We start from the raw sequence: 18565 nt of genomic DNA on the forward strand, positions 1-18565 counted from the left end.
CCGTTAGGGCCATCAGGCAGTCGACACAAAAAACCAAGACACACGGAGCAACGTCATGAAAGTTGCGGTAATCGGAGCGGGGATTTCGGGACTCGCGTGCGCATATCGGCTGGCGAAGGCGGGTATCGATGTAACGCTGTTCGAGGCCAATGACTACTTTGGCGGTCATACGAACACGGTGGACGTGACACTCGATGGCATCACGCACGGCGTCGATACCGGCTTCCTGGTCTTCAATCACCGCACTTATCCGAACTTGGTGAAGCTGTTCGAGGAGCTCGGCGTCTCCACCACCGCGACCGATATGTCGTTCTCCGTATCGCTGACGGATCGCCGGCTGGAGTGGGCGGGCAGCGACCTGAACACGGTTTTCACGCAACGCCGCAATCTGCTGCGCCCGGCGTTTCTGCGCATGCTGGCCGATATCCTGCGTTTCAACCGCACAACCACCGCGCTGGCGCTGGCGGGAAAAGACGTTCAACTCGCCGAGCCCGTCAGCAGTTTTCTCGAACGCGAAAAGTTTTCGATGGCGTTCCGCGACTGGTACCTGCTGCCGATGATCGGCGCGATCTGGTCATGCTCGACATCGCAGATGATGGCGTTTCCTATCGGCACGCTGATTCGCTTTTGTCACAACCACGGGCTGCTGCAAGTCAACGACCGGCCGCAATGGCACACCGTCAACGGCGGCGCACGCGAATACGTGCGGCGGATGTTGCCCGTCATAGGCGACGCCCGCGTCAGTGCGCCCGTGACATCGATAAGACGCAGTACGCACGGCGTGGAGATCGAAAGCACGCGCGGGTTGGAGCACTTCGATCACGTCGTGCTGGCCTGTCATAGCGACCAGGCATTGGCCCTCCTCGCCGATCCTTCACACGATGAATCGGCGACGCTCGGCGCGATCGGCTACGCGCCCAATCGCGCGGTGTTGCATACGGACACGTCGCTGCTCCCGGCACAACGCGCTTGGTCGGCCTGGAACTACGAAAGCCGCACCGGCGAGCTGGGCGACGAGCCACAGTTATGCGTGCATTACCTCATCAACAAACTGCAACCATTGCCGTTCAAGACGCCGGTGATCGTCTCGCTGAATCCGGTCCGCGAGCCGCGTCGCCATACGGTAATGCGCGAGTTCGCCTACAGCCACCCCGTCTTCGATCAAGCCGCGGTCCAGGCCCAACGCTCTTTGCCGTCGATGCAAGGCGTACGCAACACGTGGTTCGCGGGGGCGTGGACCGGTTACGGTTTCCATGAGGACGGCCTGAAGTCGGGACTGGAAGCGGCCGCGAAGCTGACTGCGATCGCGGCGGCATTGGACAACCATGAACCGGCGCTTGCAGCATGAGTACGCCCGCCTCGCAATCCTTCGATACCCCCGACCTGCTGCTCGTCGGCTCCGTGCGCCACAAGCGCCTGCGCCCGGCGCGCAACGCGTTTTCCTATGGTGTCTACACGTTACGGCTACCTTTGCGCGCACGCGCCGCAAGGCTCGCCCAAGGTACGCAACAACACTCGCGCTGGTTCTCTACAAATCGATTCGGCTTGCTAAGCTTTTACGACAGTGACCACGGCGCCGAGGGACAAACGCCGCTCGGATGGATCGAATCGATGCTGCATGAAAACGGCATCCACGACGCCACCGGCGAAATCTTCCTGCACACATTCCCGCGCGTCCTGGGCTACGTATTCAACCCGGTCAGCTTCTGGTTCTGCGAGCGCGCGGACGGCACATTGCGCGCCGTAGTCTGCGAAGTGAACAACACCTTCGGCGAGCGACATTGCTACCTGCTCGATCCCGGCAACGGCGTCCTGAACGGCGTGCCGCTCACCGCCACCAAGGTTTTCCACGTGTCGCCGTTCTGCAAGGTGCAGGGGCACTACACGTTCCGCTTCATGTTTGCATCGCCGAAACGCGGGAAGCCGATGCGCTCGCTCGCGTGCATCGACTACGACGACGGCGAAGGTCCGTTGCTGCTGACCAGCATCGCCGGAAGCGCACGTCCGCTCGATGCCCGCAACGTGCTGCGCGTGTTCTTCGGTTACCCGCTGATGACGTTCGGCGTCATCGCGAAAATTCATTGGCAAGCGCTGAAGCTGTTCTTCAAACGCGTGCCATTCCAGAGCAAACCCACTCCGCCGGCTGCGAACGTTTCGCACGAGCGGGCCGAATTGCCGACCAGGTGACTTGCAAATGTCGACACAGACTTCCCCCCCTTCATCGCTACGCAGTCCGGTTGCCTCATGGTTCATGCGGCCCTTGCTGGGCAAACATGGCGCGCTGCGCAAACCCGCGGCTGCCCGCGTGGTGCTCAGGCTGATGAGTCAGCTTCAATACGGCGTCCTCGATGTCCACCTCCCCGACGGCACCACGCGCCGTTTCGGACAGGCACCCGACGCGCCTGGCAATCCGCCGTATGCGCGTGTCGTGTTGACCAACTGGAACGTGTGCGCGGCGGCGATGAAGAGCGGCGACATCGGCTTCGCTGAAACCTATCTGGCAGGCGACTGGCATACCGACGATCTCGCCGCGCTGCTCGACATCATGGTCCGTAACCGCACGACGATAGAAGCAGTGGTCTACGGATCGTGGTTCGGCAAGCTGACGAACCGCTTCCGGCATCTGCGCAACGCGAATACGAAGGAAGGTAGCCGGCGCAACATTCACGCGCATTACGATCTTGGTAACGCGTTCTACAAGCTCTGGCTCGACAGCACGATGACCTATTCGAGCGCCCTCTTCGACGGCTCGCCGGACCAGACGCTCGAGGACGCGCAACGTGCGAAATATCGGCGCCTGTTGAACGAACTGGAACTCGATGGCGTCAATCCGAGCGTGCTGGAAATTGGTTGCGGCTGGGGCGGCTTTGCACAACTTGCTGCAAGCGAGGCGAAAGCGAACGTGACCGGCCTGACGCTGTCGACAGAACAACTCGCGTACGCGCAGCAGCGCCTGACAGACGCGGGATTGAGCGATCGAACCGATCTTCGCCTTCAGGATTACCGCGATACCCACGGCCAGTTCGACGCAATTGCATCGATAGAAATGTTCGAAGCCGTGGGCGAGGAATATTGGCCGAGCTACTTTGAATGCATCAAGCGCAATCTCAAGCGCGGCGGGCGAGCATGCGTGCAAACAATTACCATCGACAACGCGCTGTTCGATCGTTACAGAACCAGCACCGACTTTATCCAGCAGTATATTTTTCCAGGCGGTATGCTGCCTTCGCCTGATGTGTTCATGCAAACCGCGGAACGCCATGGGCTGAAAGTGGTCAACCAGTTCTCCTTTGGCCGCGACTATGCACGCACGCTCAAAATGTGGCGCAATGCGTTTGTTGCGCGGCTCGATGAGATCCGTGCACAAAGATTCGACGAACGATTCATCCGCTTGTGGGACTTTTACTTATGTTATTGCGAGGCCGCGTTCGCGCACTCGAACACCGACGTCATCCAGTTCACGCTGGAGCACGCCTGATCGCGAGAGCCGCTGCGCTCGCGCTGGTCCTGATCATCTTGCCGCTGCAGGCGTTTGCTTTCGACGCGGCGTCGGTGGTGCGTCAGACGATTCCGCAAGCGCGCGTGCAGGGCGAAGGCGAGTTGCGCATGTACGGTTTTCATATCTACGACGCTACGCTTTTCGTCGGGCCAACAGGTCTGTCGAGCAAGGAATTGACGGCGCGGCCGTTTGCGCTGGATATCGAATATGCGCGTGCTTTCAAGGGTCCTGCGATCGCCAAAAGAGGCCGCCAGGAAATGGACGACCTGAAGCTCGCAAGCAAGGCGCAGACGGCGCAATGGCAAGAGGAGATGGAAGAGATCTTCCCCGACGTGCAGCCGGGAGATCATGTCATTGGCGTATTCGTGCCTGAGCGCGGCACGACGTTTTATGCCGACGATAAAGTCATTGGCACAATTCCCGGCGACGCCTTCGCTCGCGCATTCTTCTCGATCTGGTTCGATCCGCGCACGTCGGCGCCGGGCTTGCGCAACCAGTTGCTCGCCAACGGCGCGGCGCAGTAGCTCAGCGTTTCAACTGGACCGCATTGCCGCGCCGATTGAAATGTAGTTTAAAGCGGCTTCTTTCGCGGCGCGGCTTTCCTGGCCGGTGCTTTCCTCGCCGCCGCTTTTTTGGCTGCGGGTGGTGCGTCGGCGTCATCAGCTTCCGGCGGCGCGGCGGCGTCGGGCGGTTCTACGTCGTCATCGTCATCGCCATTTTCGTCTTCATCCGTGCTCATGCTCGGCGCTGCCGCGCCGGCATTTTGCTGCGCAATCGCCAAGGCCGCCAGGCTGTTAAATTGCGACTGAAGCATGTTCCACCAGCCCGAAGGATCGAATGAAGCGTCGGTCCCACCGGCTTCACCCGGCGCCTCCGTACCCGGCTGCGGCTCCGCTTCCGCCTTCGGCTTTGTCCTTTCCGGCGGCGGTGCTGGCCACCCGGAAGCAGCCGGCGATGAAGCAGACGAAGCCTGCGTCTTTTCCATCGACGTCTGCGCGAACGCGCCAAACGCACGCAATGTAGCGAGCGTCGCGCGCTGCACTTCAAGCGCCTGAATAGCCGATTGCAGCATGTTCAAGTTGAGCTTGAGCCATTGCTCGACCGCGCGCATGTCCTTGATCCGCTTGTCGAGTTCTTCGACGTTCGTGAGCGGCGCCAGCATGTCGGACATCATGGACAGCGACGGAGATCCGCCCGGCGCAGCGGCTGCCGCGAACGGGTTCAGCTTCATCATGTCCCACATCTTTTCCATCATGTCGCCCTGGGGGAAACCGGTCATGCCTGGAAAGCTTCCAAAGGGCGGCGTACCACCGGGCGTATCGGTCATGAGACTTTCTCCTTGATGCTGCGGGTACGTACGAGGTATGAGGGAAACCAAAAGATAACGGATGCCAAACCTAAAACGGCGATCCGCCCGGGAAATCCGGCGCGCGCCGTTCACGCAGTGACTTGATGCCTTCCTGCACATCGGGCCCGGAAAAGCCCATGAATTCGAGCGCCAGCGAGGTATCGAAAGCCGGGCCTGCCGTTCGCAGCCAGTTATTCAGCGCGTATTTCGTCCAGCGGATGGCCGTTTGCGATCCTTGCGCCAGACGATTCGCGACTTCAAATGCTTTCGTCAGCAATTCGCTTTCGTCCACCGCCAGCGACACCAGCCCGATGCGCTCCGCTTCCTCGCCGCTCACGGGTTCGCATAGCAGCAGGTAATACTTCGCTTTCGCCATGCCGCACAACAGCGGCCACACAATGGCCGCATGATCGCCGGCGGCCACGCCGAGCCGCGTGTGTCCATCGATAATGCGCGCAGTTTTCGCCGCGATGGAAATATCGGCGAGAAGGCCTGCAACCAATCCCGCGCCGACCGCAGGACCGTGCATGGCCGAGACGATCGGCTTGCTGCAGTTGATCACGTTATAAACGAGATCGCGTGCCTCGCGCCAGACGCGCGTGCGGACTTCGAAGTCGGACGCCATCTGTTCGACCAGATGCAGGTCGCCGCCGCCTGAAAAGCCCTTGCCCTCGCCGCGAATCAACGCCACGCGCGTGTCCGGATCACGATCGATATCGCGCCAGATATCCGCGAGTTCACGATGCATGTTTGCATCGGCCGTCGCGAGTCCGCTCTTGTTCGCGCCCGCACCGTTCATCACGATTTCAAGCACGCCGTGGTCGTGCCGGCGCAATTCCAGCGACGTGTAATGCGCGTAAAGAGACAGGTCGCTCATGGTCGTGCCTTCGCTCAAAGAAAGATCAACGCGGTTGATAGATCCACTTGCCGCTCTCGATCTCCGCGATCACGCGAGCACGTTGGTCGAGCCCGATATGATCGTTCGGCGTCATGTTGACGAGACCGTTCGAGTCCGCAAAATTCTTCGTGTTTTCAAGCGCATCGCGCAAGGCGCCGCGAAACTCGGGCGTGCCCGGCGCGCCCGCTTTCAACGCAATCGGCACCGCGCGGTTCAGCAACATGCCCGCGTCCCACGCATACGATCCGAACGCCGATACCGTGCCTGCGCCGTACTTCGTTTCATACAGCTTGATGTACTCGATCGCGAGACGTTTCGCCGGATGATCGTCGGGCAGTTGCGAGGCGACGAGAACCGGGCTCGTCGGCAGGAACGTACCGTTGCAATCCGCGCCGCACACGCGCAGGAAGTCGCGATTGCCCGTGCCGTGGTTATGATAAATCGTGCCTCTGTAACCGCGTTCTTTCAACGTCTTCGGCGGCAGCGCAGCAGGCGTTCCCGCTGCGCCTACGACCACCGCGTCGGGCTTGGCGGCCATGATTTTCAACACCTGGCCGGTGACGCTCGTGTCCGTGCGGTTGAAGCGCTCGTTGGCGACCATCGTGATGTGGTGAAGCTGCGCGAACTTCGCGACCTCTGCGTAAAAGGTCTCGCCGAGCGCATCGGCCTGGCCGATGTACGCCATCGTTTTCACGCCATGATTGCTCGCATGTTCGGCAATGGCGGACGCCATCATCGCGTCGGTTTGCGGCGTCTTGAAGACCCAGTGGCGCTTGGCGTCCACCGGTTCAATGATCTTCGATGACGACGCGAGCGAGATCATGGGCGTCTGGCCATCGGCGACCACATCGATCATCGCGAGCGAGTTCGGCGTAATCGATGAACCGATGATCGCGTCCACGTGATCTTCGGAAATCAGCTTCTTCGTGGTCTGGACAGCTTGCGTGGTGTCGGAGGCATCATCGAGAACGATGTAGTCCACCGGGCGGCCACCCATTTCCTTCGGCAGCAACGCGACGGTATCGCGTGCCGGAATGCCGAGCGACGCCGCCGGCCCCGTCAGCGACAACACCAGCCCAATCTTCACATGCGGCGTCTGCGCCCAGGCGGCCGTTGAAAGTGTGAGTGTGAGTAAGACACCCACGCCCAATTGCCTGACCGTCGCTCCCCATCTGCCGCCTGACTGCATCGAAGTCTCCTTGTCATGGGTGCGCCGACGCCAATTTTCTATAGCGTCTCGACGCAATGCGGCTAAGTGTAGGGCGGCGCAGCATGCGAGCGCATCGGGCGAAACCCCTTACTGGCGGCGTCGCTGATTCACCCGTTATTCGCCCAGCGCCACGACTGACTGATCGATTGCACCGAATATCGACTTGCCGGCTTCATCGAATATTTCGATCTTCACGCTGTCGCCGAACTTCATGAACTCCGTTGTCGGCGCACCGTGTTCGATGGTCTCCAGGCAACGCTTCTCGGCGATACAGCAGTAACCGCGCTTCGTGTCCTTGTTCGAGACCGTGCCCGAACCGACGATCGATCCCGCACGCACATTGCGTGTTTTCGCCGCGTGCGCGATCAATTCGCCGAAGTTGAACACCATGTCCGTGCCGCAATCGGGCTGACCGACTTTCTTGCCGTTCCAGTGGACGATCATCGGCCGATGCACACGGCCTTCGCGCCACGCATCGCCCAGTTCGTCGGGCGTGACCGCGACCGGCGAAAACGCCGTGGCCGGCTTGCTCTGGAAAAAGCCGAAACCCTTGCCGAGTTCACCCGGAATCAGGTTGCGCAGCGAAACGTCGTTGACCAGCATGAGGAGGCGGACGTGCCTGAGGGCGTCGGCGGGTTTGACGGCCATCGGCACATCGGTGGTGATCACGGCCACTTCGGCTTCGAAGTCGATGCCATATGCCTCCGATGCACACACGATATCGTCTTCTGGTCCCAGCAAATCGTCGCCACCGCCTTGGTACATCAGGGGATCGGTCCAGAATTCGGGCGGCATTTCCGCTTTGCGGGCGCGTCGCACGAGTTCGACGTGGTTCACGTAAGCCGAGCCGTCAGCCCACTGGAACGCGCGCGGGAGCGGCGCCATGCAGGCTTTGGGGTCGAAGGCGAACGCGTGGCGCGCGCGGCCCTGGTTCAGCGAATCCGAGAGATCGAGCAATTGCGGCGCGTAAAAAGTCCAGTCGTCGAGCGCGCGTTGCAGCGTCGGCACGATCGCGTCGGCAATCGCCGCCGTGCGCAAATCACGCGATACAACGACCAGTTGGCCGTCGCGGGTTCCGTCCTTCAGCGTGGCAAGTTTCATAAACCGTTTTGTACGTTTAGTGACGATGGAGGAAATCTATTTTACGATGGTGAATCACGTCGGGGCGGTTTTGCGATGATTCGGGCGGTTACCGGTTGCCGTCGCCACCTTAGCGTCGCTCGGTTGTATAGCTCCAATAAACCGCTTACGCGCCTCCGACCAACCCTTGTTTTGTGAACCGGCTTGCGCCGTTATCGATTTCTCCATGCCCTCTCCCAGCCGTCCCGGATCGTCCACGCTGCCCTTATCGGAACAGGTCGAAGCCGATGATGCCCTCGACCTCGCTGACTCCACGGACTCGAACGAGACTGCCGATGCCGCCGAGGAAAAGTCCCGCTCCGGCATCCAGTCGATCGAAGTCGGCTTCCGCCTGCTCGACGTGCTGACCAACGAGCCTCGCGCCATGATGCTGCGCGATCTCGCCCAGCGCGCCGGCATGAGTCCTGCGAAGGCGCATCGATACCTGGTGAGTTTCCTGCGGCTTGGCGCGGTCTCGCAGGACCCGGTATCCGGGCGCTATGAACTCGGTGGCTTCGCGTTACAGATGGGGTTGGCGCGGCTTGCCCGTGTCGATGGCGTCAAGCTCGCGCGCATCGCGCTGACGGGGTTGCGGGACCGGCTGGACCTGACGGTGGGTATCGCGGTGTGGGGGAATCAAGGGCCGACTGTCGTGCACTGGATGGAGTCGAGCTATCCCGCGAAGGCATCGTTGAAACTAGGCGATGTCATGCCGCTGTTGTCATCGGCGACGGGTTTGCTGTTTGCCGCATGGCTGCCGCGCAGCAAGACGCAAGCGATGCTCGATCGCGAGCTCACCGCCACGCGGCAGTCGATGGCGGATATTGAACCGGTGCTCGCCGAGATCCGTGCGCACGGTGCGGCGCGCGTGGAAGGCATGTTGCTGCCGACCATCCATGCGTTCTGCACGCCGGTGTTCGACTCAACCGGCGATCTCGCGCTCGGGTTGATTGCACTGGGCCAGGAAGGATCATTCGATACCCGCTGGGGCGGCGACATCGACACCGCCTTGCGCGAATGTGCCGGACAACTTTCCTACGAACTCGGGTATAAACCGGGCGAACGATAAGACCTGGGAATCGTACGATGCTCACGCGTGCGGAACATCGCAGCGTGCCCGCGAGTCATATGCGTTTCGCGTGCTTTTCACGATCGTTGCCGATTGTTTTCCCTGCAGCGTTTTACTGCTTGCCCGACCACGCGCGTTTCCGAGCTAGCCGATGCCGTTCTCCCTGCTTCGCCGCCGTCGCGCCCTTTCAGGCGCATCGTCCGATTATTCATCCGCCGACCATTCCCTTCGATGGGTCGTGTGGCTGGTCGTGCTGCTTGTTGTTCTGGCACTGCATTGGATAGCCGGACGATGGGTAGAGAGGAGCCGGAACGCATCGAATCCGGTGCCGGCTGAACATGTGCCGGTGCAGGTCGAATTGCTGACACCCAAGCCGATAGCGCAAGCGCCGAAGCCTGTCGCGCCGCCTCCGCCGGCTCCCAAACCTAAGCCCGTACCCAAGCCGGTACCGCAACCCCAGCCCACGCACGCCATCACGACGCCGCAAACCGAACAGGTGGCTCAAGCGGCGCAGGCAGCTCAAGCCGCACAGGCTGAACAAGCAGCTCAAGCTGCCCAAGCCGCCGCGAAAGCAGCAAGTGACGCAGCAGCGTCTCAAGCAGCGGCCGCCGCTGCCAAAGCCGCAGTGACCGGCGATAAATTCAGCGTTCCACCTTCGGGCGAACTTCGTTACGACACGCGGATCAACGGCGTGATGAACCAGGTCGGCAACATCCATTGGGTCAACGACGGCCAGCACTACGAGATGGTCGTCTCCATCCCGTTGCCGTTTGTCGGACCGTATGTGTATTCGAGCAAGGGTCACATCGACGGCTTCGGCATTGCACCCGAGCAGTATTCGGAGCAACGTGGCCGCCGCGCTGCCGACATCACCGTCTTCGATCGCACCACGAAACAACTGGTCTATACGCGCACGCCGAACAACCAGCCGCTTGCCGATGGCGCCGAAGACCGTTTCAGCGTGGTCATGCAGTTGTCGAGTCTGGTACGCGGTTCGCCTGACACCTACAAGCCCGGTGTAGTGCGTCAATTCAGCGTAGCTGATAACGACAGCAACGAGATCTGGCCGATAGAAACCGTCGGCGATGAAAACGTGCAGACCGCCGACGGCAACGTGGAGGCTCGCCATTTCACGCGTCTGCCAAGACGCGAAGGCGATCGCCGGCGTCTCGACATCTGGCTTGCGCCCACGCTGGGCTGGCTACCCGTGCGTATTCTGCAGACGGAGCCGAATGGCATGCAGATCGAAATGCTCTGGCGCGGCAAGCTGGAAGCTCCGTCAGCCACGCCGGGCCAATCCGGTGCGGGCACGCCAGATGCGTCTCTAGATGCAGAACCTGCCGCACCCGTCGCCGATAAACCCTGAGATCGGCTCGATTTAACGCAGGTTTAAGTCTGGCCGCTTATGCTTGGAGACATAAAGATTCGACGAAAAACTCCGTTAAACAGGTAATGGCAGAACGTGCGGATGTTGGTGGTTGGCGATGGTTGAGGATGGTTCGATCCCGAACTGATGCCAACGCTGAAGAGAGCCAGTATGGGGCTGTCGACACCGGTTAAAACGCCCAAGCGGGTTGTTGCCTTAGATGCAGACTAAAGCGGTGATAGATTCAATCAAGAATGCAGGATTCGCAATACTTTGTGCTTTACATCTGTTCTTAGTAGAGGAAACACAGCGTTTCAGGGCACTTCTGGAAACATTTTTGCGGGAGAATGTGTCTAACAAAGGTCCTCGATGGGCTTTCGGTCTCAACGTCGAGGCCACCCCTTGAATTCCAACCTAAACGCTCAATGTAAGACGTTGAAACGCCTTACGGGCAAACAGGAATAAGGAGTGTCGCCATGCAAATGATCTACAACAGCCCTAACTATTGTGTAGTCGAATTCCCGCCACAGGACAACCATCTCGCGATGAAAGCGGGCGGTTACGAGATCGTGGACAAGACCATGCAACGCGAAATTTTCATCGACGGCGCACTCGCTGCCCGTTTTCGCGAGCATGTCCAGAAGTTGATGCAAGAAGAGCAATCGTTGGAAGACGTGGACGAGTTCCTCGGCCAGTTCGACATCTTGATGAACCAGCCGGTGATCCTTCACTAAAGGTTGCACGCAGGGTTCCACGCAGCCTTGCAGTAAGAACACCCAGCGACACCCCCTGAAAACCCCGCCATGAAAGTGGCGGGGTTTTTTGTTCATGGCGCTTGATTGCCCGGCGTTTTGGAAAGCGCCATAAGAAAGCGGTCGTGCCCCACTACAGATACAATGTTGGGCTATTTAAGCCTGTTTGGAGCCATGTGAATCATGAATCCGTCCCTCGAAACTGTCGCCCCGAAATCTGCCGCAGAGCGCCGCCCGTACACGCGCGGCGCCGTGTTGCCTGCGCTCTTGCAACAGCGCATTCTCATTCTCGACGGCGCGATGGGCACCATGATCCAGCGCTACAAACTCGACGAAGCCGGGTATCGTGGAGAACGTTTTGCCGATTATCCCCGCGATATCAAGGGCAATAACGAGTTGCTGTCGATCACGCAGCCGCATGTGATCCGTGAGATCCATGACCAGTATCTGGCTGCCGGCGCGGATATTCTCGAGACGAACACCTTCGGTGCGACGACAGTGGCGCAGGCCGATTACGGCATGGAATCGGTGGCGGTCGAAATGAACATGCAGTCGGCGAAGCTGGCGCGCGAGGCTTGCGACAAGTACTCGACGCCGGACAAACCGCGCTTTGTCGCGGGCGCGATCGGACCGACGCCCAAGACCGCGAGCATCTCACCGGACGTTAATGATCCTGCCGCGCGCAACGTGACATTCGACGAACTGCGCCTGGCGTATTACGAGCAGGCGAAGGCGCTGATGGATGCGGGCTGCGATCTGTTCCTGGTTGAAACCATCTTCGATACGTTGAACGCAAAGGCTGCGTTATTCGCGCTCGATCAGTTGTTTGAAGACACAGGCGAACTGTTGCCGATCATGATTTCCGGCACGGTGACTGACGCGTCGGGTCGAATCCTGTCGGGACAGACGGTCGAGGCTTTCTGGAACTCGCTGCGTCATGCGCGGCCACTCACGTTTGGTTTGAATTGCGCGTTGGGCGCGGCGTTGATGAGGCCGTATATCGCTGAATTGTCGAAGCTCTGCGACACGTATGTATCGTGTTATCCGAACGCGGGTTTGCCGAATCCGATGAGTGATACGGGCTTCGATGAAACCCCCGATGTCACGTCGAGCTTGCTGAAGGAATTTGCGCAAGCGGGATTGGTGAATCTGGCGGGCGGATGCTGCGGCACGACGCCGGAACATATCGCGGAAATCGCGAAGGCGTTGGCCGATGTAAAGCCACGGAAGTGGCCGTCGCATTATCGTGAAGCTGCCTGACTGCCCGACACGAAATACAAGCCCTTCGACAAGACCATCACGCTGCAACGCCCAGAGACACCATGACCGATCACACCATGCGCCTTTCCGGCCTCGAGCCGTTCAACGTCACCGACGGTTCGCTCTTCATCAACGTGGGCGAGCGGACCAACGTGACGGGATCGAAGGCGTTCTCGCGCATGATCCTCAACAACCAGTTCGACGAAGCGCTGGCCGTCGCACGCCAGCAAGTCGAAAACGGCGCGCAGATCATCGACATCAACATGGACGAGGCCATGCTTGATTCGAAAGCGGCCATGGTCCGGTTCCTGAACCTGATCGCCTCCGAGCCGGATATCTCGCGCGTGCCGATCATGATCGACTCGTCGAAATGGGAAGTGATTGAAGCAGGCTTGAAATGCGTGCAGGGCAAGGCGGTCGTGAACTCGATCTCGCTGAAGGAAGGCGAAGACGCGTTCCGCCACCACGCCACGCTGATTCGCCGCTACGGCGCCGCAGCCGTCGTGATGGCCTTCGATGAAGACGGCCAGGCCGACACCTACGAACGCAAGACGCAGATCTGCAAGCGCTCGTACGATTTCCTCGTGAACGAAGTCGGTTTCCCGCCGGAAGACATCATCTTCGATCCGAACATCTTCGCTATCGCGACGGGCATCGAAGAGCACAACAACTACGCCGTCGACTTCATCAACGCCACGCGCTGGATCAAGGAAAACCTGCCGCACGCGAAGATCAGCGGCGGCGTGTCGAACGTGTCGTTCTCGTTTCGCGGCAACGATCCGGTGCGCGAAGCAATCCATACGGTGTTCCTCTATCACGCGATTCAGGCGGGCATGGACATGGGGATCGTGAACGCGGGGCAGCTCGGCGTGTACCAGGATCTCGATCCCGAACTGCGCGAACGCGTGGAAGACGTGGTGCTGAATCGTCGCGATGACGGCACGGATCGTCTCCTCGAAATCGCCGATAAATTCAAAACCGGCGCCGCGAAGAAAGAAGAGAACCTCGAATGGCGCAACCAGCCTGTCGATCAACGCCTGGCTCACGCGCTGGTTCATGGCATCACGAACTTCATCGTGGAAGACACCGAGGAAGTCCGGGCGCGCATTGAAGCGGCCGGCGGCCGGCCGATCAACGTGATCGAAGGGCCGTTGATGGACGGCATGAATATCGTCGGCGACCTGTTCGGCGCGGGCAAGATGTTCCTGCCGCAAGTGGTCAAGTCGGCGCGCGTGATGAAGCAAGCCGTGGCGCATTTGATTCCGTATATAGAGGAAGAAAAGCAGCGCATGGCCGATGCCGGCGAAGACGTCCGGCCGAAGGGCAAGATCGTGATCGCGACCGTGAAGGGCGATGTGCACGACATCGGCAAGAACATTGTCTCGGTCGTACTCCAGTGCAATAACTTCGAGGTCGTCAACATGGGCGTGATGGTGCCCTGCGCGACCATCCTCGCGATGGCGAAGGAGCAAGGCGCGGACATCATCGGCTTGTCGGGGCTGATTACCCCGAGCCTTGAGGAAATGGCGTACGTCGCGTCGGAAATGCAGCGCGACACCTATTTCCGCGACAAACAAACGCCGCTGCTGATCGGCGGCGCAACCACGTCGCGCGTGCATACGGCCGTGAAGATCGCCCCGCACTACGATGGCCCGGTGGTCTATGTGCCGGACGCATCGCGGTCGGTATCGGTGGCGTCGAGTTTGCTCTCCGATGACGGCGCGAAGAAATACCTCGAAGATCTGAAGACGGACTACGAACGCATCCGCACGCAGCACGCGAACCGCAAGGCCACGCCGATGGTCACCTACGCCGAGGCGCGCGCGAACAAGACGAAACTCGATTGGGCGAGCTACGTGCCGAAGAAGCCAACCTTCATCGGGCGTCGCATCTTCAAGAACTACGATCTCGCGGAGCTGGCGAATTACATCGACTGGGCGCCATTCTTCCAGACCTGGGATCTTGCCGGTCCGTATCCGGCCATTCTCAATGACGAGATCGTGGGTGAATCCGCGCGGCGTGTTTTCTCCGATGGCAAGTCGATGCTCTCACGCATCATCCAGGGCCGCTGGCTGCAGGCGAACGGCGTGGTGATGCTGCTGCCGGCGAACACGGTGAACGACGACGACATCGAGATCTATACCGACGATACCCGCACGCAAGTCGCCATGACATGGCGCAATCTGCGGCAGCAAACGGTGCGTCCGATCGTGGATGGCGTGCAGCGTTCCAACCGCTCGCTCGCGGATTTCATCGCGCCGAAGGACTCGGGCGTGGCGGATTACATCGGCATGTTCGCAGTGACAGCGGGCCTGGGCGTCGACAAGCGCGAAAAGCAGTTCGAAGCCGATAACGACGACTACAGCGCGATCATGTTGAAGGCGCTGGCCGATCGCTTCGCCGAAGCTTTCGCCGAAGCGCTGCACGCACGGGTGCGTCGCGAGCTGTGGGGTTACGCGGCCGGCGAAACCCTCGACAACGCCGCGATGATTGCGGAAAAGTATCGGGGAATTCGTCCGGCGCCGGGTTATCCGGCGTGCCCCGATCATCTGGTCAAGCAGGACATGTTCGACGTGCTGCAAGCGAACGAAATCGGCATGACGGTGACCGAGTCGCTCGCCATGTTGCCGGCCGCGAGTGTGTCGGGCTTTTACATCGCGCATCCGGAGAGCACGTACTTTTCGGTCGGCAAGATCGCCGACGATCAAGTGGAAAGCTTCGCGCAACGCATGGCGATTTCGAAGAACGATGCAGAACGCGCGTTGGCGCCCTTACTGTAGGCAAAAATCCGGTAGTGGCAAATACAGCAAATACCGGGAATCACAAAGACGCAATATTGGCGAAGTCTATTACGGTTATTTTGACTTTCCTTACACTCGAAGGCGTGCAAAGACCGTCATGGCGGCGGTCACGCATTCCTTCTATCGTCACGGAGAAAGTCGAAAATGAACAAGCTGACGCCTGTACTCGCCGTTGCTGTCGCTGTGCTGTTCACGTCGGGAAGTCCGGCTGCCTTCGCGCAGGGCAACGCCAAGCCGGGCACGAGCGCAAGCTCGAGCACCGCGTCGAGCTATTCGCCGCCTATCCAGGAGCACAAGAAAAAGCCCCGCAAACCGCGTGCGAAGAAAGGCGCGAGCGCGCCGGCAGACGGAGCGTCGCAATAAAAGCTGCAGCCCACGTATTCGTCGGAATAAAAAAACCCGCATCGGCGACGAGGCGGGTTTTTTTAATGCCGACTTAATTCCTGCCAGGTTACGCGTGGCTCACACGCCCCACAGGATGTCGCCGTCTGCCTGATGGGCGAGGCGCATCATGTCGAGGAACGGGTACGCGCGTTGTGCCAGACCGACAGGAATCTCGTGCGGTTCATGGCCGGGCTCGCCTTCGTGGAAATGGCCGTCGTGTTCGGCGCGTTCCTGTTTGTCCGATGCAACCGCCGACTCCAGCTTCTGGATGCATTCAGGGAGCTCTTCATGCGTAATGACGCCACGCTCGCCAAGCCGCTTACCAACGATGCCGAGGAGGTAATCGGCAAGGTTGTCCAGCATTTGAACGTCGGGTGCTGCTCTGGTTTTGAATGTGATCAACATGGCAAGGTCCTTTCCCTTTTGTTGGCCTTTTGTGGCTAGTGAGCGAGATGCGCCAAGCGTGGTAACAACCCAGGCCACCATCACACGCCAGCGCATTGTTTTAATTCCTGACTTCTTTCCCCGACTCGACCCTGATTCGACATATTAGCACCTGCTAAAATCCCGATTTACCCGAGCAAATGTTGCGCCGGTTACAAAACCCCGGTTTTGACGGTATCGCTGGAAACGGCGCGGGCCATGACTTTGGACACGCATAGAAAGGCGTACATACCGTTTCGACCGAGTGTCCAGGGGTTTCCCCCGCGCCCGAACGAGTGGAAGTCAGCCCCAAGCGTGAGCAAGACGCGGCCCCGAATTGCCGTAATGGATTGAAACTGGACTGAAATTTTTGAGCACGGATCACGTCGGCAGTTAACGCTCAATCGACGCCCGGTTACGCGTTTTCCCCGCATTCCTGGCAAACACGTGGATTGAAGCCTCGGCATCGAAGAAACGAAGCATCGCTGCATCGCACCAACAGCCCTATTACCGGATTTAAGAATCAGCATGCTGCCCACACAAAAACACACACTCGAAACGCTGCTCGCCGATGCGGTCAAGCAGGTCGTACAGGCGTCGCAAGGCGCATCGGAAGCGAACTTCGTCGAGCCGGTGATCGTGCTCGAACGCCCGAAAGTTGCGGCGCACGGCGACGTCGCGTCGAACGTCGCCATGCAGCTCGCCAAGCCGCTGCGCGCAAATCCGCGCCAGCTGGCGCAGCAGATCGTGGATGCAGTGCTCGCGCTGCCGGCTGCGCAGGGTCTGGTCGATGCAGCCGAAGTCGCCGGTCCGGGCTTCATCAACTTGCGGCTGGCGGCAGCGGCGAAACAAGCCGTGGTGCCAGCGGTGATTGTGGAAGGCGCGCGCTACGGCTACAACGCCCGCGACGAAGGCAAGCGCGTGCTGATCGAGTTTGTCTCGGCGAACCCGACCGGGCCGCTGCACGTAGGTCACGGCCGGCAAGCCACGCTCGGCGATGCATTGGCGAACCTGCTCGGCACGCAAGGCAACGCGGTGCATCGCGAGTTCTACTACAACGACGCAGGCGTGCAGATCGGCAACCTGGCCACATCGACGCAATTGCGCGCGCGCGGGTTCACGCCAGACGACAAGGAATGGCCGAACAACGCGTACAACGGCGAGTACATCGCGGATATCGCCCGTGACTATCTGGCCGGCGCAACGGTGGCGGCCAAGGACGGCGCGCCGGTGACGGCGAAGGGCGATGTGGATGACATCGACGCTATTCGCGTCTTTGCCGTCGCGTACCTGCGTCACGAACAGGATCTGGACCTGACCGCGTTCGGCGTGGACTTCGACCAGTTCTACCTGGAGTCGTCGCTGTACAACGAAGGCCGCGTGCAAGGCACGGTCGATGCGCTGATCGCCGCCGGCAAGACCTACGAGCAGGACGGCGCGCTCTGGCTGCGCACGACCGACGACGGCGACGACAAGGACCGCGTGATGCGCAAGTCCGACGGCACCTACACGTATTTCGTGCCGGACGTCGCGTACCACGTGGCGAAGTGGCAACGCGGTTTCACCAAGGTCATCAACGTGCAGGGCTCGGACCACCACGGCACCATCGCGCGTGTTCGGGCGGGGCTGCAGGGGCTTGGCATTGGCATTCCGAAGGGCTATCCCGACTACGTGCTGCACAAGATGGTCACGGTCATGCGCAATGGCGTGGAAGTGAAGATATCGAAGCGCGCGGGCAGCTATGTGACGGTGCGCGACCTGATCGAATGGTCGGGCGGCATGACGCCGGGCGAGGAAGTTGCGCCGGATCAGATCGATGAAGACACCATTCGCCGCGGCCGCGACGCCGTGCGTTTCTTCCTGATCTCGCGCAAGGCCGACACCGAATTTGTCTTCGATGTCGACCTCGCGCTCAAGCAAAGCGACGAAAACCCGGTGTATTACGTGCAGTACGCGCACGCCCGGATCTGCACGATCCTCGGCGACTGGAAGACGAAATACGCCGGCAATGCCGACACATTGCCGACCGTCGATCTCTCGCCGCTTTCGAGCGAACGGGCGATGGCGCTGCTGAACAAGCTCGCCGAGTATCCGGACATGCTCTCGCACGCCGCCGACGAACTCGCCCCGCACGCGGTCGCGTTCTACCTGCGTGACCTCGCGGGCGAATTCCACTCGTTCTACAATGCGGAGCGCGTGCTAGTGGAGGAAGACGGCGTGCGCAATGCGCGCATTGCGTTGCTCGCCGCTACGAGGCAAGTGCTCGAGAATGGCCTCGCGCTGATCGGCGTGTCCGCTCCCGTCAAGATGTGATTGCCTTGGCCGGGCACGTCCGGTGCGTCCGGCGTGTCCTGGGCCGGATGTGCGACGGCGCATGACTTAACGCAACACGACGCAACACAGCGCAATACAACACCCAGGCAACGCCAAACCGCG

General features: G+C 60.3%; 16 protein-coding genes. 11 read left to right on the plus strand and 5 right to left on the minus strand.

Annotation, left to right across the window (positions count from 1 at the left end; all coding sequences use genetic code 11):
* Nucleotides 1-55: 55 nt before the first annotated feature.
* From ACSQ83_RS24500 to ACSQ83_RS24515, 4 genes are read left to right on the plus strand one after another with little or no spacing between them, the layout of a single operon-like run.
* Nucleotides 56-1348 carry an NAD(P)/FAD-dependent oxidoreductase gene (locus tag ACSQ83_RS24500; protein WP_436229913.1) on the plus strand — a complete coding sequence of 431 codons (1293 nt, stop codon included), beginning with the start codon at nucleotides 56-58 and terminating at the stop codon, nucleotides 1346-1348.
* A complete protein-coding gene (locus ACSQ83_RS24505; RefSeq protein WP_414952390.1) occupies nucleotides 1345-2187 on the plus strand; it encodes a DUF1365 domain-containing protein in 843 nt (280 codons plus the stop codon). The genes ACSQ83_RS24500 and ACSQ83_RS24505 overlap by 4 nt, the downstream gene beginning before the upstream one ends.
* 7 nt (nucleotides 2188-2194) lie before the next feature.
* The gene (locus ACSQ83_RS24510; protein ID WP_414967121.1) at nucleotides 2195-3478 is read left to right on the plus strand and encodes a class I SAM-dependent methyltransferase; all 1284 of its coding nucleotides are present in this window, start codon (nucleotides 2195-2197) and stop codon (nucleotides 3476-3478) included.
* Entirely contained in the window at nucleotides 3409-4023 is a 615-nt protein-coding gene (locus ACSQ83_RS24515) for a chalcone isomerase family protein (RefSeq protein WP_436229914.1), read from the plus strand. Before ACSQ83_RS24510 ends, ACSQ83_RS24515 begins: the two co-directional genes overlap by 70 nt.
* Nucleotides 4024-4070: 47 nt before the next feature.
* On the opposite strand, the gene ACSQ83_RS24520 is transcribed toward ACSQ83_RS24515, so the two are convergent.
* The 4 genes from ACSQ83_RS24520 to ACSQ83_RS24535 form a co-directional block, all read right to left on the minus strand.
* Complete coding sequence (locus ACSQ83_RS24520) at nucleotides 4071-4826, minus strand: PhaM family polyhydroxyalkanoate granule multifunctional regulatory protein (RefSeq protein ID WP_436229915.1); 756 nt, start codon at nucleotides 4824-4826, stop codon at nucleotides 4071-4073.
* A 70-nt stretch (nucleotides 4827-4896) separates the two neighbouring features.
* Nucleotides 4897-5724 (minus strand): enoyl-CoA hydratase/isomerase family protein, encoded by an 828-nt coding sequence (locus ACSQ83_RS24525; RefSeq protein WP_436229916.1) that lies wholly within the window; start codon nucleotides 5722-5724, stop codon nucleotides 4897-4899.
* A gap of 25 nt (nucleotides 5725-5749) precedes the next feature.
* Nucleotides 5750-6934, minus strand: coding sequence for an ABC transporter substrate-binding protein (locus ACSQ83_RS24530; RefSeq protein ID WP_436229917.1), 1185 nt, complete (start codon nucleotides 6932-6934; stop codon nucleotides 5750-5752).
* 135 nt (nucleotides 6935-7069) lie between these two features.
* A complete protein-coding gene (locus ACSQ83_RS24535; RefSeq protein ID WP_414952384.1) occupies nucleotides 7070-8056 on the minus strand; it encodes a fumarylacetoacetate hydrolase family protein in 987 nt (328 codons plus the stop codon).
* A 205-nt stretch (nucleotides 8057-8261) separates the two neighbouring features.
* Between ACSQ83_RS24535 and ACSQ83_RS24540 the strand changes: the two genes are divergently transcribed.
* From ACSQ83_RS24540 to ACSQ83_RS24565, 6 genes are all read left to right on the plus strand, one after another.
* Entirely contained in the window at nucleotides 8262-9143 is an 882-nt protein-coding gene (locus ACSQ83_RS24540; RefSeq protein WP_414952383.1) for an IclR family transcriptional regulator, read from the plus strand.
* 151 nt (nucleotides 9144-9294) lie between these two features.
* The gene (locus ACSQ83_RS24545) at nucleotides 9295-10509 is read left to right on the plus strand and encodes a DUF3108 domain-containing protein (protein ID WP_436229918.1); all 1215 of its coding nucleotides are present in this window, start codon (nucleotides 9295-9297) and stop codon (nucleotides 10507-10509) included.
* A 476-nt stretch (nucleotides 10510-10985) separates the two neighbouring features.
* On the plus strand, nucleotides 10986-11243 hold the full coding sequence (locus tag ACSQ83_RS24550; RefSeq protein ID WP_056358215.1) for a BTH_I0359 family protein: 258 nt from the start codon (nucleotides 10986-10988) through the stop codon (nucleotides 11241-11243).
* Nucleotides 11244-11444: 201 nt separating this feature from the next.
* Nucleotides 11445-12521 carry a homocysteine S-methyltransferase family protein gene (locus ACSQ83_RS24555; RefSeq protein WP_436229919.1) on the plus strand — a complete coding sequence of 359 codons (1077 nt, stop codon included), beginning with the start codon at nucleotides 11445-11447 and terminating at the stop codon, nucleotides 12519-12521.
* Between the two features lie 14 nt (nucleotides 12522-12535).
* The gene (metH, locus tag ACSQ83_RS24560) at nucleotides 12536-15301 is read left to right on the plus strand and encodes a methionine synthase (protein WP_414952450.1); all 2766 of its coding nucleotides are present in this window, start codon (nucleotides 12536-12538) and stop codon (nucleotides 15299-15301) included.
* A 165-nt stretch (nucleotides 15302-15466) separates the two neighbouring features.
* Nucleotides 15467-15685 (plus strand): acid-shock protein, encoded by a 219-nt coding sequence (locus ACSQ83_RS24565; protein ID WP_436229920.1) that lies wholly within the window; start codon nucleotides 15467-15469, stop codon nucleotides 15683-15685.
* 99 nt (nucleotides 15686-15784) lie between these two features.
* Here ACSQ83_RS24565 and ACSQ83_RS24570 read toward each other — a convergent pair whose 3' ends face one another.
* Nucleotides 15785-16111, minus strand: a complete 327-nt coding sequence (locus tag ACSQ83_RS24570) for a DUF1840 domain-containing protein (protein WP_414952379.1) — start codon at nucleotides 16109-16111, stop codon at nucleotides 15785-15787.
* Between the two features lie 546 nt (nucleotides 16112-16657).
* Here ACSQ83_RS24570 and argS point away from each other — a divergent pair.
* Nucleotides 16658-18442 carry an arginine--tRNA ligase gene (argS, locus tag ACSQ83_RS24575; protein ID WP_436229921.1) on the plus strand — a complete coding sequence of 595 codons (1785 nt, stop codon included), beginning with the start codon at nucleotides 16658-16660 and terminating at the stop codon, nucleotides 18440-18442.
* The last annotated feature ends 123 nt before the right edge of the window (nucleotides 18443-18565 follow it).

Source organism: Caballeronia sp. LjRoot29 (assembly GCF_964252755.1).
GTDB lineage: Bacteria > Pseudomonadota > Gammaproteobacteria > Burkholderiales > Burkholderiaceae > Caballeronia.